The 16,979-nt window shown below is 76.1% G+C and carries 17 protein-coding genes; 5 read left to right on the forward strand and 12 right to left on the reverse strand.

Features of this window, described 5'->3' with window-relative positions:
- Positions 1-38: 38 nt before the first annotated feature.
- A complete protein-coding gene (locus HOP40_RS00625; RefSeq protein WP_172153897.1) occupies positions 39-362 on the forward strand; it encodes a putative quinol monooxygenase in 324 nt (107 codons plus the stop codon).
- Here HOP40_RS00625 and HOP40_RS00630 read toward each other — a convergent pair.
- Both HOP40_RS00630 and HOP40_RS00635 read right to left on the reverse strand, forming a co-directional pair.
- Positions 359-1,360: a TerC/Alx family metal homeostasis membrane protein gene (locus tag HOP40_RS00630; RefSeq protein ID WP_172167622.1), complete on the reverse strand. Its 1,002-nt coding sequence runs from the start codon at positions 1,358-1,360 to the stop codon at positions 359-361. The two genes, HOP40_RS00625 and HOP40_RS00630, sit on opposite strands and share 4 nt — an antisense overlap.
- Positions 1,361-1,398: 38 nt before the next feature.
- A complete protein-coding gene (locus tag HOP40_RS00635; protein ID WP_172153898.1) occupies positions 1,399-2,256 on the reverse strand; it encodes an SCO6745 family protein in 858 nt (285 codons plus the stop codon).
- Between the two features lie 92 nt (positions 2,257-2,348).
- Here HOP40_RS00635 and HOP40_RS35720 point away from each other — a divergent pair, with 92 nt between their 5' ends.
- The 4 genes from HOP40_RS35720 (at position 2,349) to HOP40_RS00655 (ending at position 6,032) form a co-directional block, all read left to right on the forward strand.
- Positions 2,349-2,735 carry a BatC protein gene (locus HOP40_RS35720; RefSeq protein ID WP_172153899.1) on the forward strand — a complete coding sequence of 129 codons (387 nt, stop codon included), beginning with the start codon at positions 2,349-2,351 and terminating at the stop codon, positions 2,733-2,735.
- Positions 2,728-3,987 carry a cupin domain-containing protein gene (locus tag HOP40_RS00645; RefSeq protein ID WP_240157443.1) on the forward strand — a complete coding sequence of 420 codons (1,260 nt, stop codon included), beginning with the start codon at positions 2,728-2,730 and terminating at the stop codon, positions 3,985-3,987. Before HOP40_RS35720 ends, HOP40_RS00645 begins: the two co-directional genes overlap by 8 nt.
- 16 nt (positions 3,988-4,003) lie before the next feature.
- Complete coding sequence (locus HOP40_RS00650) at positions 4,004-4,867, forward strand: sucrase ferredoxin (protein WP_172153901.1); 864 nt, start codon at positions 4,004-4,006, stop codon at positions 4,865-4,867.
- Between the two features lie 280 nt (positions 4,868-5,147).
- The gene (locus HOP40_RS00655; protein ID WP_172153902.1) at positions 5,148-6,032 is read left to right on the forward strand and encodes an endonuclease domain-containing protein; all 885 of its coding nucleotides are present in this window, start codon (positions 5,148-5,150) and stop codon (positions 6,030-6,032) included.
- 408 nt (positions 6,033-6,440) lie between these two features.
- Here the strand turns inward: HOP40_RS00655 and HOP40_RS00660 are convergent, their stop codons facing one another.
- The 10 genes from HOP40_RS00660 to HOP40_RS00705 form a co-directional block, all read right to left on the reverse strand.
- Positions 6,441-7,568, reverse strand: a complete 1,128-nt coding sequence (locus HOP40_RS00660; protein ID WP_172153903.1) for an App1 family protein — start codon at positions 7,566-7,568, stop codon at positions 6,441-6,443.
- A complete protein-coding gene (locus tag HOP40_RS00665) occupies positions 7,565-8,323 on the reverse strand; it encodes a PIG-L deacetylase family protein (protein ID WP_172153904.1) in 759 nt (252 codons plus the stop codon). Before HOP40_RS00665 ends, HOP40_RS00660 begins: the two co-directional genes overlap by 4 nt.
- A 10-nt stretch (positions 8,324-8,333) precedes the next feature.
- Positions 8,334-9,590 (reverse strand): glycosyltransferase family 4 protein, encoded by a 1,257-nt coding sequence (locus tag HOP40_RS00670; RefSeq protein WP_172153905.1) that lies wholly within the window; start codon positions 9,588-9,590, stop codon positions 8,334-8,336.
- Complete coding sequence (locus tag HOP40_RS00675) at positions 9,587-10,429, reverse strand: sugar phosphate isomerase/epimerase family protein (protein WP_172153906.1); 843 nt, start codon at positions 10,427-10,429, stop codon at positions 9,587-9,589. The genes HOP40_RS00670 and HOP40_RS00675 overlap by 4 nt, the downstream gene beginning before the upstream one ends.
- Positions 10,426-11,892, reverse strand: coding sequence for a YcaO-like family protein (locus HOP40_RS00680; protein WP_172153907.1), 1,467 nt, complete (start codon positions 11,890-11,892; stop codon positions 10,426-10,428). The genes HOP40_RS00675 and HOP40_RS00680 overlap by 4 nt, the downstream gene beginning before the upstream one ends.
- Positions 11,889-12,713 carry an MBL fold metallo-hydrolase gene (locus tag HOP40_RS00685; protein ID WP_172153908.1) on the reverse strand — a complete coding sequence of 275 codons (825 nt, stop codon included), beginning with the start codon at positions 12,711-12,713 and terminating at the stop codon, positions 11,889-11,891. The genes HOP40_RS00680 and HOP40_RS00685 overlap by 4 nt, the downstream gene beginning before the upstream one ends.
- A gap of 1 nt (position 12,714) precedes the next feature.
- Entirely contained in the window at positions 12,715-13,464 is a 750-nt protein-coding gene (locus HOP40_RS00690; protein WP_205347040.1) for a Gfo/Idh/MocA family protein, read from the reverse strand.
- Positions 13,465-13,773: 309 nt separating this feature from the next.
- Positions 13,774-14,904 carry a class I SAM-dependent methyltransferase gene (locus tag HOP40_RS00695; protein ID WP_205347041.1) on the reverse strand — a complete coding sequence of 377 codons (1,131 nt, stop codon included), beginning with the start codon at positions 14,902-14,904 and terminating at the stop codon, positions 13,774-13,776.
- Entirely contained in the window at positions 14,901-15,797 is an 897-nt protein-coding gene (locus HOP40_RS00700) for an HD domain-containing protein (RefSeq protein ID WP_172153909.1), read from the reverse strand. Before HOP40_RS00700 ends, HOP40_RS00695 begins: the two co-directional genes overlap by 4 nt.
- Entirely contained in the window at positions 15,794-16,978 is a 1,185-nt protein-coding gene (locus HOP40_RS00705; RefSeq protein WP_172153910.1) for an inositol-3-phosphate synthase, read from the reverse strand. The genes HOP40_RS00700 and HOP40_RS00705 overlap by 4 nt, the downstream gene beginning before the upstream one ends.
- Position 16,979: the final 1 nt, after the last annotated feature.

Raw genomic sequence — 16,979 nt, forward strand, 5'->3', positions numbered from 1 at the left:
GCGGCAGCGCCGCCGCACGCCGCGGCTACCGTCGCGCCATGACTGCACGCAGCGGCCGCGTCGGCCGGTACGTCCGGATGGAGGCGCAGCCCGGGCAGGGCGAGGCGCTCGCGACCACCCTGCTCCGCGTGGCCGACGGCCTGCGCGGGGCGGCCGGCTGCGAGCTGTACCTGATCAACGCCTCGGCCGACGAGCCCGACGTCGTGTGGGTCACCGAGGTGTGGGCCGACGAGGAGGCCTCCGACCGGGCGCTGTCCGGGGAGCTCGGCGAGGTCGGCATCGGCGACGTCCTGGAGCTGCTGGCCGGGCCGCCGGAGCTGGTGGACCTCACCCCGCTCGGCGGCGCCGGCCTGCCCTCCTAGGCCTCCTCGCGCTCGCGCCTCGACGCCTTCAGCGAGCCCGGGTGGGCCTTCGCGCTCGGGTCGCCCTTCGTCTTGACCAGGCTCGCGACGGTGACGACGACGAGCACCACGAGGATCACGGTGAGGCTGACCGGCGTCGAGATCTCGGGGACGGCCGGATCGATGTCGACGTGGGCCCAGTGCAGGATCAGCTTCACGCCGATGAACGCGAGGATGATCGCGAGGCCGGTCGACAGGTAGACCAGCCGGTCGAGCAGCCCCTTGACCAGGAAGAACAGCGCGCGCAGGCCGAGCAGCGCGAACGCGTTGGCCGCGAAGACGATGTAGGCCTCCTCGGTCACGCCGAAGACGGCGGGGATCGAGTCGAGCGCGAAGAGCAGGTCGATGCTGCCGATCGCGATCAGCACGATGAACAGCGGCGTGACCATGCGCCTGCCGTCGACCCGCGTGACCAGCTTGCCCTCGACGTACTCCTCCGTGACGGGCAGCAGCCGCCGCGCGGCCTTGACGACGCCGTTGTCCTCGATGTCGGGGTCCTCGTCGCGGTGCCGGAACAGCTGCACCGCCGTGAAGATGAGCAGCAGCCCGAACAGCAGGAACATGAACGAGAACAGCGACAGCAGCGTCGCCCCGAGCGCGATGAAGATCGCCCGCATGACCAGCGCCAGCACGATCCCGAACGTCAGGACCTTGTGCTGGTGCTCCTCGGGCACCGCGAACGTCGTCATGATGATCACGAAGACGAACAGGTTGTCGACCGAGAGGCTCTTCTCGACGATGTAGCCCGCGAAGTACTGCGTGCCGAAGTCACCGCCGTAGGCGGCGAGGAACCAGATCCCGAACCCGACCGCGACGAGGATGTAGAAGACCGACCAGGCCGTGGCCTCGCGGAAGCCCACCTTGTGCGGCCGGACGGCGGCGAGGACGAGGTCGAGGGCGAGCAGCCCGACGATCAGCGCGATCGTCAGGGCCCACGTCGCCCCGGAGATCTCCAGCACGGCATCCTCCATTACCGAGTCTTTACCTGAGGAGGAATCTACCGGGCCCCGGCGAACACGCCATCCGGGAAGCAGCCGGCGGCGACGAGAGCCCGGACGAGCACGCCGCCCAGGTCGCCGAGCCGCGCCGCGCCCTCGTCGCCCAGGTGCAGCCACGGGCCCGCGCCCAGGCGGGTGGTGTCGTCCTCGATCCCCCGGCGCAGCGCCGTGCCGTCGTCGGTGAGCCCGCCGTCGGCGTCCAGCACGCCGCGCTCGACCAGGCCGGCCGTGGCGGCGTCCCACTGCTCGGTGGACCAGCCGCGGCTGCGCCGCGCGAACTCCGGCACGAACCCGCGGCCGGAGGCGGTGTGGCAGACCAGCGCCTCCAGCCCGGACAGCCCGGCGTCCAGCAGCATCGCGACGTGCCCGTCGCCGCGGTGCTCGCGCAGCACGCTGAGCCCGTGCCAGAGCACGAGGTGCGGCTCGGCGGGCCAGGCGACGTCGAGGTGCGCGGCGGCGAGCGGGCGGCCGTCGACGGAGCACGCCTCGGCCGCGCGCCGCGCCAGCCCGGCGGCCTCGGCCACCTCCGGCGACGCGACGACGGTGTCGCCGAGCATCCGCCGCAGCGCCGCGTCGACGGCGGCGAACCGGGCCTGCACCAGCGCGGACGGGCTCGCGAGCTCCCACGCGGCGGGGATGCTGCGGGCGACGAGCGTGGGGCTGAAGTTGTAGAAGGTGGCGGTGACGACGCCCGCGCCGACCGCGCCCATCGGGGCGGACCGCCCGGCGAAGTAGCTCATCCGCCCCGGCTGCAGGCCGGCGGCCGTCAGCGACTCCTCCGTCTCGGGCGCGAAGTAGGTCATCGAGTGCAGGGCCTCGAGGGAGCGGGCGAGGCGGCCGGTGTCGCGGATGTCCACGGGCGGACCGTACCCGCAAGATCGTCGTGAGTGACCCGCGTCCGTATCGGGTAGTCGGGCGTCGACCGTTCCGACTCCCCAGGAGGCACCAGATGGCACTCAGCGACGACGACATCACGACCAGCGGAGACTCCGGCACGGAGGGCCCGGCCGACTCCGGCGCGGGTCAGGGCACGCCCGGGCAGTCCGACGGCGGCGCCGACGGCGGCGCCGACTCCGGCGCCGAGGGCCCGGCCGACTCCGGCGCGGGCCAGGGCACGCCCGGCCAGTCCGACGGCGGTGCCGACGGCGGCGCCGACTCCGGCGCCGAGGGCCCGGCCGACTCCGGCGCGGGCCAGGGCACGCCCGGCCAGTCCGACGGCGGTGCCGACGGCGGCGCCGACTCCGGCGCCGAGGGCCCGGCCGACTCCGGTGCCGGCGGCGGCACCCCCGGCGTCTCCGACGGCGGCGCCGACGGCGGTGCCGACAGCGGTGCGTGAGCCTGCCCTCGAGGCCGGACGGTCCACCTCGGACCGTCCGGCCTCGGCTGTCCGCCGGGCCACCGGCCTGGACCTCGACGCGTTCGCCGACGCCCACTGGGGCCGCGCGCCGCTGCTGGTCCGGGGCGCGGACGCCGAGTCGTTCCGCGACCTGCTCGACCTCGACGGCGTCGACGAGCTGCTCTCCGCCCGCGGCCTGCGCACGCCGTTCCTGCGCCTCGCGCGCAACGGGTCCGTCGTCGGCTCGTCCTCGTTCACCGGCCCCGCCGGCGTCGGCGCGGAGATCGCCGACCAGGTGCACGACGACCGCGTCGCCGCCCTGTTCGCCGACGGCACGACCGTCGTCCTGCAGGCGCTGCACCGCCTGTGGCCCCCCGTCATCGACTTCGCGACGCGCCTGGGCGCCGAGCTCGGCCACCCCGTCCAGGCCAACGCCTACGTCACCCCGGCCTCCTCGCGCGGCTTCTCCGCGCACTACGACGTGCACGACGTGTTCGTGCTCCAGCTCGCCGGGACCAAGCACTGGACGGTGCACGCCCCCGTGCACGCCGACCCGCTGCGCGACCAGCCGTGGAACGACCACGCCGGTGCCGTCGCCGCCCGCGCCCGCGACGACGAGCCGGTGATCGACACCGTCCTCGAGCCGGGCGACGCGCTGTACCTGCCGCGCGGCTGGCTGCACGCGGCGACCGCGCAGGGCGAGGTGTCGGCGCACCTGACCGTCGGCGTGCACGTCCTCACGCGGTACGCGCTGGTCGAGGCGCTGACCGCGCTCGTGGCCGGCGACCCCGCGCTCCGGGCGTCGCTGCCGCCGGGGCTCGACGTCGCCGACCCCGACGTGCTCGCCCCGCACGTCGACGACGTGCGCGACGCGCTGGTGACCGCGCTGGGCCGGGTGCCCGCGGCCGACGTCGCCCGGCGGGTGCGCTCGCGCGTCTGGACCGGCAACCGCCCCGAGCCCGTGCGACCCGTCGCCGGCGCCGCGTTCGCCGACGGCCTCGCGCCCGGTGACGCCGTCCGCCTGCGGACCGGCCTCGGGCACCGGATCGTCGAGCGCGGCGACCGGGTGGTGCTGGAGCTCGCCGACCGGAACGTCGACCTGCCGGGCAGCACCGCCCCGGCGCTGCGTGCGGTGCTGGACGGGACCACCCGTGCTGTGGGTAGCCTGCCGGACATGGACGAGGCCGACCAGGTCGTGCTCGTGCGCCGGCTGCTGCGGGAGGGCGTGCTGGTGCCGGCCGCTCCGGCATGACCCCCCGCACGCCCGCATGACCGCCGCCCCCCGCTGCTCGGACCTGGCCGTCGACGACGCCCGCGCGGGCACCGCCCCGCCCGGCGACCGCTGGTTCCTCGTCGAGCACCCCGGGCCGTGGGGGCGCGTCGCGTTCGCGCAGTCCGGCTTCGGGCCCGCCGCGGTCACCGCGATGGACGCGTGGGCCCGCGAGGTCGGCGGTCGGGTGCTGCTGATCCGGCGGGCGGGACGCGCGACCGGCGGCCTCCGCCGCTGGTTCCGGGTGGACTCGCGGCCCGGCCACGAGGAGGTCCGGACGGGCACGTGGACCGACGACGACGGCCTCGTCGACGCCCTGCGCGCCCCCGGCACCGTCCACACCGGACCGCTGTTCCTCACCTGCGCGCACGGCCGCCACGACACCTGTTGCGCGGTCCGCGGCCGCCCGCTCGCCGCCGCGCTGGCCGCCGCCCGGCCCGCGGAGGCGTGGGAGTGCTCGCACGTCGGCGGCTGCCGCTTCGCCCCCTCGCTCGTGGCGCTGCCGCACGGCTTCGCGTTCGGCGGGATGTCGCCGCAGGAGGGGGTGGGGATCGCCGCCGCCTACGTCGACGGGACGGTGGACGCGGAGTTCCTGCGCGGCCGCTCGGTCCACCCGCCCGCCGTGCAGGCGGCGCAGCACCACGCCCGCCTCTTCACGGGGGTGCGGGGGGTCGACGCGCTGGCGCTGCGCTCGGTCACCGCACTCTCCTCGGGGACGTGGCGGGTGGTGCTCGGTGATCCCGACGTCGTGGTGGAGGTGCGGGAGAGGCGGGTGGAGGCCGGCCGCCCGCTCACCTGCTCCGCCACGGCGCCGGGGTGGATGCGGGAGTTCGACCTGATCAGTGTCGCCGCGAGCGGGTGATCGTCGGGACCGCGACCTGGCGGCCCTCCCGACGACCGTGGTGTCACGGTCTCGACGATCAAGGGCGGATGGTGCGGGCCGACCACGTGAGAGCGCCTGATCGCCGGGAATGCACCGTCACGGTCCTTCGCACGGCCGTGGTGTCTCGGTCTCGGCGATCAAGGGCAGGTGGTGCGGGGGTGATCGTCGAGATCGTGACCTGACGGCCCTCCCGACGACCGTGACGTCACGGTCTCGGTGATCACGGAACCGCGAGGGTGGCGGGTCCGTCAGTAGCGCCATGTCGATCCCCCTGCTGTCCCCGTTCCGCGGGTCGCGCGCCATCGCCGCGGGCCTCGTCACGCCGCGGGTCCTCCGAGGCCCCCGCTATCGGCGCCTCTTCCCCGACGTCTACGTCGGTGAACGGGTGCTGCTCACGTTGTCGGTGCTGTCGCGGGCCGCGTTCGTGCTCGTCGACGGGCAGGGCGTCGTCGCGGGCTACTCCGCGGCGGAACTGCTCGGCGCCTCCAGCGCCCGCCCGGGTGCGCCGGCGGAGGTGCTGATGCTCGACGGGCGGCCGCGGCGGCCGGTGCCCGGGCTCGTCGTCCACCGCGACGTGCTCGGGCCCGGCGAGACCGTCTGCCGTGGCGGTGTCCTCATGACCGACGCGGTCCGCACCGCCTTCGACCTGATCCGCTGGGCGCCCGACCTCGTCGAGAAGGTCACCGCGTTCGACGCGCTGGCGTTCCACTGCGGGGTGACGGTCGAGGCGGTGCGGGCGCTGGCCCGGCTTCACCTCGGGGCGCACCACACGCGCGGGCTCGACCGGGTGCTGGACCTGACGGACGGCCGGGCGGAGTCGCCGATGGAGTCGCGGATCCGGGTGGCGGTGGTGCTCGACGGCCTGCCGGCGCCCGTGGTCCAGCACGTGGTCGAGGTCGACGGCCGCCGCTACCGGCTCGACCTCGCCTACCCGGACCTGATGCTCGCCATCGAGTACGACGGACGCGAGCACCGCGGCCAGCAGCGGGCCCACGCCGACCTGCGCCGCGAGGCCGACCTGGCCCGGCAGGGCTGGCGGATCCTCCGCTTCGACGCCGTCACGGTCCTGCAGCACCCGGGGTTCGTCGTGGCGGAGGTGCGGGCCGAGCTCGCCCGCCGCGCGGCCCGCACCGTCTCCCCTTGATCACCGGGACCGCACCACCACGGTCGCCGCGGGGACCGTGGTGTCACCTTCCCGACGATCACCGAGCCGGATCACGCAAGACCGCACCACCACGGCCCTCGTGGCGACCCTGACGGCGCACTTCCGACGATCAAGGGCAGGTGGCGCGCCCCGCCGCGGAGGCGGCGCACCATCCGCCCTTGATCACCGAGACCGCACCACCACGGCCGCCACGAGGACCGTGGCGTCACCTTCCCGACGATCACCGAGCCGGATCACGCAAGACCGCACCACCACGGCCCTCGTGGCGACCCTGACGGCGCACTCCCGACGATCAAGGGCAGTAGGCGAGCCGGCCGAGGCCCGCCCGCACCATCTCCCCTTGATCACCGAGACCCCACCACCACAGCCGCGTGCCGGCGGCTCGGCTCAGCTCAACTCCGCCCGCACCGCCGCCACCGCATCGGCGTCCATCAACCCGTGCTCCGACGCGTGCTCGGCGATCTGCACGCTGTCGTCCACCGCCCGCATCGGCACGCCCAGGGCGGTGATCTCGGCCGCCAGTGCGTCGATCTCGTCGTTGCGGCCCAGGTCGATGCCGGTGGTGCGGCGGATGTAGACGGCGGCGACGCGGTCGGGGTGCTCGCGGGCGATGTCGCCGTAGATCTCGGGGTCCTCCTGGCCGCTGTCGCCGATCAGCACCAGCCGGAGCTGGGGGTGCTCGTCGAGCAGGCGGCGGACCAGGCCGGGCTTGTGGGCCTGCGCGCCGATCCGGAACAGGCCCGTGTGCGAGGGGCCCCAGTCGGTCAGCAGCAGCGGGCCGAGCGGGAAGCCGCGCATCGACACGAACTGCAGCAGCATCTCGTGCAGGTTCCACGGGCTCGTCGACACGTAGAACACGGGCCGCTCGGGCTTGCCCGGCTTCGTCACCAGCGCGCGGTACAGGGCGGCGGCACCGGGGAGCGGGGTGCGCTCCTCGACGTCGGTGAGCAGGGTGGCCTTGAGGAAGTCGAGGCCGCGGGTGAGGCCGGTGTTGAGGATCGTGTCGTCGACGTCGCTGATGACGCCCACGTCGACGGCCGGGTCGACCAGCAGCACGCGCGCCGTGGCGTGCGCGCCGTCGGGGCCGCTCAGCCGGAGCTCCAGCCACCCGGGCGCGACGCCGGAGAGCTCCAGCTCGTGGTCGATGTAGCCGTCGCGGTTGGTCTGCACGACGACGTCGCCGCCGGGCGCGTGGATCGTCACCGACGCCCGCGGCACCTCGACGGTGAGGAACCGCGCGAGGCTGACCCGCAGGGTCGCCCGGCGCGACCGCGGCGAGGACGGGGCGTCGCCGATGCGCACCGCGGGCGCCGACGGCTCGACGGCCGCGCGCCGCCCCAGCACCAGCCGCGCACCGACCCGCGCGCGCTCGGTGGTGCCGTGCCCGATGAACGGGATGATGAGCGGGTACCGGTGCCCCCCGAGGCGGGCGCCCGCGGCGATCCCGGTCTCCACGACGTCCTCCAACCGGAGGAGGGCGTACGTGAGCTGTCTGCGCCAACTGCGTGCCGTCACGGGAGTAGGGCTACCGCACCGGGTACCGCGGCGCTACACCGGGGCACCGTGAACACCTCCGCGCACCCGCCGGATCCGGGGCCCGCCTCGGCCGCCGCCAGCTCGCGCAGCACCGGCCCCACCTGCTCCGGACCGCCGAACTGGAACCCCAGCTGGGTCGTGTAGCAGCGGGCGGCGGCGATCTTGAGGTCCAGGTGCCGGGTGACGTCGACGGCGCGCCGCTCCCCCGGCGGCGACCACGGCCGCGCGTCCGGGCGCCGCAGCACGTACGGCGCGTCGCGCCACCACGCCGCCCCGGGCGCGAGCCGGGCCACCACGTCGACGACGACCCGGTGGTCGGCGTGGTCGCCGATCCCCTGCGGCGCCAGCACCAGGTCGACGCCGGCGAGGTGCGCGTTGAGGGCGTCGGCGAGCGGGCCGCGCACCCCGTCGTCGTCGTGGACGCCCGCGAACAGGTCCGGGGCACTCACGTAGCCGCGGTGCGGCGCCTCGGGCAGCGGCAGGTGCACCGGCGTCGCGCCGAGCACCGCGCAGGCGGCGGCGTCCTCGGCGCGGCGCAGGGCCAGGTAGTCGACGGACGCGTCGAGGCCCTTGTCCAGCTGCGTCGACAGCGCGAACGGCGGCGGGTCCGGCACGCTCGCGGTGAAGCAGGTGACGACCACGACCTCCCATCCCGCCCCGGCGAGCGCGGCCAGGGTCGCGCCCGCGGAGAACACGGCGTCGTCCAGGTGCGGGGAGACCGCCACGGCCCTCACAGCGCCGCCCTCACAGCAGGTGCGGCGCCGCGCGGAACCGGCAGTCCGGGTCGACGGGCGGGTCGGGGATCTCCGGGATCTCCGCGCGGTCGGCGAGCACGGCGTCGTAGACGTCGGTGATCCGCCCCGCGACCACCGGCCACGACCAGAGCCGGTGCACGTCGGAGTGCGCCTGCGCGACGATCCGCCGGCGCAGCGCGTCGTCGTCGAGCACGCGGCGGATGCCGGCGGCCAGCGCGGGCGGGTCGGCGGGCGGCACGAGGACGCCGTTGTCGTCCGGCCGGACGCAGTCCCGCACGCCCACCACGTCGGTCGACACCACCGGCAGCCCCGACGCCATCGCCTCCAGGATCGTGTTCGAGAACCCCTCGGCGTAGGTCGGGCTGACGAACACCTCACCGCGCCGGTAGACCTCGTGCGCCCGCTCGTAGGGCACGGCGCCCAGCAGTTCGACGTCGGCGCGCAGACCGAGCTCGTCGACGGTGCGGGCGACGAGGTCGGTGTCGGGCCCGATCCCGGAGACGAGCAGCCGCACGGGCACGTCGTCGTCGCGCAGCAGGCGGACGGCCTGCAGCAGGTCGAGCACGCCCTTCCGGGCGTCGACGCGACCGTGGTAGAGCAGCACGGCGGGGTCGCCGACCGGCGCGACCGACTCCCCGTCGACGGGTGTGAACCGCTCCGCGTCGGTGGCGCCGGGCACGAGCGTGAACCGCCCGACGTCGATGCCGTGGCGCTGCGCGACCTCCGCAGCGAAGGACGGCGAGCCGATCAGCAGCGCGGGCGCGTGCGCGAACACCGCGCGGACCAGGTCGCGGTGCGTGGCGCAGCAGGTGCCGACCCAGTGCCCGTCGCCACCCTGCACCGACACCACCGCGGGCAGCCCGGCCTCCCGCGCGGCGCGCAGCACGGCGAGGCCGTTGGGGTAGGCGTACTGGGCGTGCAGGACGTCGAAGGGCTCCTTCTCGTGCAGGTCGAGGACGGTGCGGGTCATCGCGTCGACGTCGCCCTCGAAGTCGGCGCGCTCCCCGCGCCCGACGGCCTGCTCGCCCAGCGCCTCCAGCGCGACGACCTGCACGCCGTCGGGCACCCGGTCGGCGGGCGGCGGGCCGCCGCCGTAGACGGCGCGCCCGGCCTCGTCGCCGCGGTACTGCGACACCATCGTCACCTCGTGCCCGACGCGCACGAGGTGGCGCAGCAGGTTCTCCGCGTAGGCGCTCATGCCCGAGACGGCGGGCCAGTAGCGGCGGGAGACGAAGCAGACCCTCATGCCGCCACCCGGCTCTCCGCCTCGCGCAGCGCGGCGAGCGCGGCGGGCACGAGGACGTCGGCGCGGTGGGAGTCGCGCGAGAGCTCGAGCGACACCAGCCGCCGGTAGCCGACGTCGGCGAGCGCGCCCAGCACGGCGGGCAGGTCCATGTCGCCCTCGCCGGGGGCGCGGTGCTCGTGGCGCCCGCGGGGCATGTCCTCGACGGCGCACGCCCCGAGGTGCCCGGCGAAGGTGCGCACGGCGTCGGCGGGCTCGTAGGAGCCGGAGACGATGCAGTGGCCGGTGTCGAGCGCGAGCGTGAGGTCCGGGACGGCCTCGTGCAGGCGCGCCCAGTCGTCGCAGTCGTCGACGAGCATCCCCGGCTCGGGCTCGAACGCGCAGGTCACCCCCGCGTTGCGGGCGTGCTCCACGACCTCGCCGACGCCCTCCACCAGCCACTCCCACGCGTGCGCGCGATCCACCTCCGGCGCCGGGACGCCCGCCCAGAACGACACGGCCTCGCTGCCCAGCTCGGCGGCGACGTCCACGCAGGTGCGCAGGAAGGCGACGCGGACGGCGCGCGCGTGCGGGTCCTCCGTGACGAGCGTGGGCCGGTGCTTGCGGCGCGGGTCGAGCAGGAACCGCGCGCCGGTCTCCACGACGCTGCCGAGCCCGAGGGTCTCCAGCTGCCGGCGCAGCGCGCGCGTGCGGGCGGGCAGCGCGGGGGCGAACGGGTCGTGGTGGTGCACGTCGAGGGTGAGCGCGACGCCGTCGTAGCCGGAGTCGGCGAGCAGCGTGAGCGCGTCGTCGAGGCGGTGGCTGGTCAGGCCGTTGGTGTTGTAGGCGTACCGGAGGGTCATGCGGTGCTCCTCGCCAGTGCGTGCCGGGTGGGTTCGCGGTAAAGGGGGTAGAGCGGGCCGACGGCCGCGGCGACGGCGTCGAGGTCGAGCCACGCGTCGTCGCCGAGGCGCTCGCGTCCCTGCGCGGTGAGCACGACGGGGGCCGCGCCGGGGTGCGGGGGCGACCCGAGGCCCGCGAGATCCCGCCCGGACCGGTTGCTTCGGGCCCGCAGCTTCTCCACCCCGCGCGCCCCGATCCGGCCGTAGGACATGGTCTCGACCTCCAGCCCCGGGACGACGACCTTCGCGCTCACCGCGCCCCCGCCGCGGGCGAGCACCACGAGGACGTCCAGGTCGGCGAGGCGCTCCAGGAGGTCGGCGAGCAGCGCCGCCGGGTCGTCGAGGGAGCCCGGGGGCACCGTCGGGAGGTCGGTGAACGGGACGGTCCGGTGGACGCTGAGCACCGTCGGCGCGAGCAGGTCCTGCAGCTCGGCGGCGCTGCGGCGCGACCAGTCGCGCATCGCCGCCAGCGCCCGCGGCTCCTGGTCCGGCACCGGGGACGCCAGCTCGCGCTCCCAGTACGCGGGCGGGGCGAGCGGGCGGACGCGGTCCAGCGGGCCGTGCGCGAACACCTTGCGCGAGCGCGCGGCCGCGTACTCCAGCAGGGCCTTGCGCAGCGCGACCTCCCGGTCCGGGTGGCACGCCTCCCCGCACGCGGTGACGGCCAGCGGCTCGGCGTCCGGGTCGGCGTCGACGCCGACGACGTGCACGTCGGCCAGCCCGAACTGCGTCGACGCGAGCTTGGCCAGCACCGTGATCCCGGCGCCGCGCAGCTGCCCGAGCACGCGGTGCGTGACGGGGTCGGTGACGCCGTCCAGGTCGAGGACGGTGCCCTCGTCGAGCGCGCGGAACGCGGTGCCGTTGCCGTCGCGCTGCAGCAGCTCCAGGAGGCCGTGGGCGACGGCGCGCGCCGCGGTGTCGCCGGCGCCCGAGCCGTTGGTGATCACCGTGATCAGCCGCTCGGCCGGGTCCTGGTCGGCGACGTCGGGCGCCCAGGACGCGCAGAACTCCGCCGGCAGCCGGACGGCCTCCCCGGTGCGCCAGCGCGTCGCGGGGAGCCAGGTGCGGGGCCGGTCGTCGTCGACGACGGTGCCGGCGGGCAGCACCAGCTCCCGGGGGTCGACGACGCCGCGCTCCCCGAGCTCGCGGCGCAGCTCCGCGTAGGAGGCCCGGCGCGGGGTGAGCGCGCGCAGGTGGTGGTGCAGCAGCGCGGCCTCGACCAGCTCGCCGTAGGCGCCGGTGCGGGCCTGCTCGACGGTGTGGCCGTAGCCGAAGGAGCCGAACCGCGGGGGCCCGGTGACGTCCGCGGCCACCACCGGCACCCCGACGCGGTCGGCGCCGGAGATCGGGAAGTCGCCGGCGTCGGCGTCGCCCAGTGCGGCGCGCAGGAGGTCGGCGGTGCCCGTCCTGGCGGGTGCGCTCACGTCAGCTCCTCCAGCGGCACCGGCCCCGCCAGCGGCTGCCGCCCGAGGTGGTGGTCGAACAGGGCGAGCACCTGCTTCTGCGTCACCGGGGCGGCGAACTCGAACGGCGTGGCGACGGCCTCGAAGTCCAGGCGCTCCACCAGCGCGCGGGCCTCGCGGATCTCGTCGTGGGAGAGCGGGATCTGGGCGTGGTAGGCCTTGTGGCAGCTCAGCCCGACCGGCCGGTCGCCGTCGAGGTCGACCTTGAGCAGGTCGCCGACGAACAGGATCCCGCGGCGCTCGTCGTGCAGGACGGCGTGGCCCGGGAAGTGCCCGCCGGACCGGTGCATCACCAGGCCCGGCGCCAGCTCGTGGCGGGCGTCGGTGGGCCAGGTGACGACGAACGCCTTGGTCCAGGCGAGGTCGCGGACGTCGATCGCGAGGACGGGCGGCGCCAGCTCGTCCTGGAGCTGCCACAGCGCGCCGTAGCCGTGGACGTGGCTCGCCCCCAGCGCGACCAGCCCGCCCCGGCGGCGCAGCTCGGCCAGCGCGTCGGGCGGGTAGAAGCCGGCGCCCTCCCAGCCGACGAGCCCGGCGTCGGTCTCCAGGACCCAGCCGGTGGTGCCGAGCCCGATCTGCGGCTCGCACCAGAACCCGGTGACGCCCGGCGCGACCTCGGCCCAGCGCGCGGCGCGGCCGGCGAGGTCGTCGGGCGTCGTCCAGGCCCAGCCGTCCTCGGGCAGCGCGTTGCGGACGTCGGTGCACACGGGGCAGGACGGTGGTTCGGCGAACCAGCGCTGCCAGTGCCCGCAGTTGTCGCACGAGTAGGGGCGCAGGGGCATGTCAGGTCCTCTCGAGCGCGGTGAGCAGCAGGGTGTGCAGGGCGAGGTCGCGGTGCAGCGGGTAGGGCCAGTCCGCGGCGCCCGCGACGGCGGCGGAGAACGCGGCGAGCTGCGCGGTGAAGGGGCTGGTGGCGGTGTCGAACGGGACCTCGGTGGCCGTGCCCGTGGTGGCGTCGACGCGCGTCAGCGTGCCGCCGGGCGTCTGGCCGAGGGTGTCGACGGCGACGAGCTGCGCGCGCGTCCCGACGACCTCCAGGCGGCGCCGCGGGAGGGCGTCGGGCGTGGCGAAGGAGACGTGCGCGGAGTACAGGACGCCGCCCGCGGTGTGCCCGGCGAGGACGCCGCCGTCGTCGACGGGGTAGTCGTGGACCCGCGTGCGGGTGAGGACCGAGAGCGCGACGAGGTCGTCGCCGCCGAGCAGGGTGCCGACGAGGTCGACGCCGTGCGGGGCGAGGTCGATCACCGCGCCGCCGCCCGGGTCGACGCGCCAGTTGTGCTGCGGAGTCCCGTCGGGCGACCACTCCGGCGGCAGCCAGCAGCCGTAGACGATCCGCACCGCGGTGACCGTGCCCAGCTCGCCGGCCGCCACGATGTCCGCGATCCGCCGGTGGGCGGGGTGGAAGCGCTGGTCGAAGGCGGTGCCGGCGAGGGCGGGGGCGGCGTCGACGAGTGCCTGCGCGCCCGCGACGTCCGGGGCGAGGGGCTTCTCGCACAGGAGCGGGAGGCCGGAGCCGGCGACGGCGGCCACCACGGCGGGGTGGGTGTGGGTGGGGGGTGGCGAGGTAGAGGGCGTGGAGGTCGGGGAGGTGCAGGAGGCCGTCGAGGGCGTCCGGAGTTGCAGGAAAGCCACGTTCCCGCAACGGGGTGGCGGGAACGTGGCTTTCCTGACCCCCGGCGCCGGCCCCGCGGTACGCCGCCACCGCCGCCCGCGCCGCCGCGGGATCCCGGTCGTGCACCCCCACCACCCGCGCCCCCGCCACGGCCCGCATCCCGGGCAGGACGTGGTCGCGCGCCACCCAGCCGCAGCCGACGACGCCCCAGTTCACGACTCCGTGCACCCTCACCACCGGTCCGGCAGGTCGAGCAGCAGCCGCCGGCGCACGGCGTCGGCGACGGGCAGGGGCGTCCACCGCTCCGGGAGGTAGCGCTCGGCCCGCGGCCCGTACTCCTCCGCCCACCGCACGTGCGGCCAGATCCGGCCGCGCGGGCCGCCGGGGTCGCCGTAGAGGGGGTTGGGGCGCAGGGCGGCACCCGGTGCGGGCCGCAGCAGCGTGCGGTCGGGCGGGGCCGCGGCGTCGTCGTCGGCCAGCCCGATCGCCTCGGTACCCATCAGCTCGGCGGGCGTCGCCGGGAGCGCGACGCGGTCCTCGACGGCCGCCGCCGTCAGCTCCTCCTCCGCGTAGGTCGCCGAGCCGGGCAGCAGCGCCGTCCAGCCGGGCGCGTCGAGCGGCAGGCCCGAGCGCCCGGCGGGGTGCGTGGCGTTGTGGCAGTGCCCGAGCAGCACCGCCCCGCCCTCGCCCGCCGCGGCCCGCGCCCGCTCGACGACCCGCTCCTTGTCGGGCAGGAAGTACAGCGCGTCGTGGCACGCGACGTGGCGCGGACGCCCGGGCGCGGGCAGCGGCCAGGGCGCGGTGAGGTCCGCGCACACCAGCGACGCCGCCCCGGGCGGCAGCACGAACCGGTGCGCCAGCCACAGCTTGGCGAACACCACGTCGACGCCGACCAGGTCGCGGTGCCCGTGCGAGGCGAGGTGGCGCAGCAGGTGACCGGCCCCGCAGGCGAGGTCGACGACCGGACGCCCGGCGGGCGGGTGCGCGGCGGTCAGCGCGAGGGCGGCCAGCCAGCTGGGGTCCGACCAGCGGTGCAGGAAGTAGACGCCGACGCGGCCGAGGCCGAGCAGCGTCACGGCGTCGCGCAGCGTCCGCGCGTGCAGCGCCGCCCGCAGCCGTTCCGGCGGCGGCGGGGGCTCGTCCCACCAGTCGTCGGCGTCGGCGAGCAGGGCCACGGCGGCGCCGTCGGGGTCACCGTCGTCGAGCGCGGCGACGGCCCGCTCCCGCACGTCGTCGCGCCCGGCCCGCAGCCACGCGATCCCCGAGACGACCGGCCAGCGCCGCTCCCCGTCGGTGAGCGTGGCGGGGGTGTCGGCGCGCAGCGGGGTGCCGTCGGCCGCGACCCAGGCGGGAGCGGTCACAGCCCGGCCGCCGCGAGGACCGCGTCGTGGTAGCCGGTGACGGGTCCGGCGTGCACGAGGTCGAGGTCGTCGAGCGCCTGCGCCGGGGTGAACGCGGCCGCGCGGGCGTGGTGGTGGACCTGCAGCACGCGGTCGAGGACGTCCGCGGCGTGGAACGCCCGCCCGACCGGGGTGTCCGCGTCGGCGCGAAGCGCGAGCAGGTCCCGCACGCGCCCGGCCAGCGGGTCGGGCAGCGCGGCGAGCTCGCGCTCGGTGAGCCGCTCCAGCAGCGGGTCGAGCTCCGCGCCCAGCAGCGTCTCCCCCGCGAACCCGGCGTCGGGCAGGGCCGCGTTGTGCAGGTGGTGGGCGAGCCCGAGCAGGAACACCGCGCCCGGGTCGGCGTCGAGGTCGTCGGCCAGCAGCGCCCCGAGGACGGCGACGGCCCAGCAGTGCTCGGCGTGGTCCTCCGGCGGCTCGACGACGAGGCGCGGGCGCCCCGGCGCCGTCGCCCCGGCCCGGGGCTGCCGGCGCAGGGCGTCGACGAACGCGGGCGGCGCGACGGGCTCCACCGCCACCGGCGGGGCGACCCGGACCCGGGCCACCGTCGCGGGGTGCAGCGGCCCGGCCACCTCGTCGATCGCCCGGCGCAGCACGGCGTCCGGGTCGGCGACCCCCGTGGCGGCCAGCACGTCGGCGTCGATCCCGGCCAGGCGCGCGCCGGCCAGCGCCGCCGCGCACTCCGCGGCGGCCACCGCGCCCTCGTCGGCGCCGCCCAGGACCGCGGCCCACGCCCGTGCGAAGGACCGGTTCGCGACGGAACCCTCCGCGTGCGCGACCCGCACCCGCTTGAGGTCGGTGACCTCCCGGAACAGCGGCACCACCGCCGCCAGCCGCGCGGTGGGGACCGTCGTCACCCTCGGTCCAGCCAGTCCAGCAGCACCTGCTCCTGCAGGTGCAGCGCGTGCTCGGGCACGCCGCCGTCGGACGTCATCGGCTGCTTGAAGAAGTACCCCAGCTGCTCCTGCGCGCCGCCCTCGCCGCGCCGCGCGGCCTCGGCGACCAAGCGCACCAGCTCCAGCACCAGCGGCGCCGCGAGGATCGAGTCGCGGCACAGGAAGTCGATCTTCATCTGCATCCGCTGGCCCATGAAGCCGACGAGGTCGATGTTGTCCCAGGCCTCCTTGGCGTCGCCGCGGGGGCGGTAGTAGTCGATCCGCACCACGTGGTCGTCGACGTCGTAGCCGAGGATGGAGTCGAGCACCGACCCCTTCGTGTCCAGCTTGCTGGCCAGCGACGACGGGTCGTCGAGGATCTGGCCGTCGCGGTTGCCGAGGATGTTGGTCGAGTACCAGCCCTCGACGGTGAGCGCGCGCGAGCGGAACGCGGGCGCCAGCACCGTCTTGACCATCGTCTGCCCGGTCTTGCCGTCCTTGCCCGCCACCGGCACGTTCTCGCGCGCGGCCAGCTCCAGCAGGGCGGGCACGTCCGGGCCGAGGCTCGGCGTGAAGTTGACGAACGGGCAGCCCTCGGTGATCGCGGCGTAGGCGTAGACCATGCCCGGCGTGATCACCGGGTCGTCGAGGTCGAGGCCCTTCTCGAACGTGTCGAGGTCGCCGAGGATCGCCGACGTGCGGTCCGGCCACGCCTCGGTCGAGGCGAGGTTGACGACGACGACCGTGTCGAGCGACTGCTCCTCGCGGAAGCGACGCAGGTCGTCGCGCAGGTGGGCGACGCGCTCGCGCAGCGGCCCGACGGGCACGACGTTCGCGCCGACCGCGTTGCGGCAGTAGGCCGGGTCGACCACCGCGGGCCACGGCGAGATCGACGCGAGGGGTTCGGCGACGGCGTCGAGCTGCGCCGGCTCGATGACGCGGTGCACCGCGGCCGCCTTCGCCAGGTCGCTGCCGTCGAGGTCCCAGCCCGCGAACACCAGCGACTCGTAGGGCGCGAGCTCCGTGCGGTGCGCCAGCGGGAGGCCGTCGGTGCCGATGGTGCCGAGCCGGAGCTGCTCGATCCCGGCGATGGCGGTCGTCGCGACCGCCCCGCCCAGACCGATGATCGCGACCCCGGTCCGGGGGCCGGTTACCTCTGCCATG

Origin of the sequence: Pseudonocardia broussonetiae, from assembly GCF_013155125.1 — a bacterium.
Taxonomy (GTDB): Bacteria; Actinomycetota; Actinomycetes; order Mycobacteriales; family Pseudonocardiaceae; genus Pseudonocardia; species Pseudonocardia broussonetiae.

Excerpts from the sequence above, each read along its gene's own strand:
- HOP40_RS00625 (WP_172153897.1), top strand. The coding sequence starts at position 39 with ATGACTGCACGCAGCGGCCGCGTCGGCCGGTACGTCCGGATGGAGGCG.
- HOP40_RS35720 (WP_172153899.1), top strand. The coding sequence starts at position 2,349 with ATGGCACTCAGCGACGACGACATCACGACCAGCGGAGACTCCGGCACG.
- HOP40_RS00650 (WP_172153901.1), top strand. The coding sequence starts at position 4,004 with ATGACCGCCGCCCCCCGCTGCTCGGACCTGGCCGTCGACGACGCCCGC.
- HOP40_RS00655 (WP_172153902.1), top strand. The coding sequence starts at position 5,148 with ATGTCGATCCCCCTGCTGTCCCCGTTCCGCGGGTCGCGCGCCATCGCC.
- HOP40_RS00670 (WP_172153905.1), bottom strand. The coding sequence starts at position 9,590 with ATGAGGGTCTGCTTCGTCTCCCGCCGCTACTGGCCCGCCGTCTCGGGC.
- HOP40_RS00675 (WP_172153906.1), bottom strand. The coding sequence starts at position 10,429 with ATGACCCTCCGGTACGCCTACAACACCAACGGCCTGACCAGCCACCGC.
- HOP40_RS00685 (WP_172153908.1), bottom strand. The coding sequence starts at position 12,713 with ATGCCCCTGCGCCCCTACTCGTGCGACAACTGCGGGCACTGGCAGCGC.
- HOP40_RS00705 (WP_172153910.1), bottom strand. The coding sequence starts at position 16,978 with ATGGCAGAGGTAACCGGCCCCCGGACCGGGGTCGCGATCATCGGTCTG.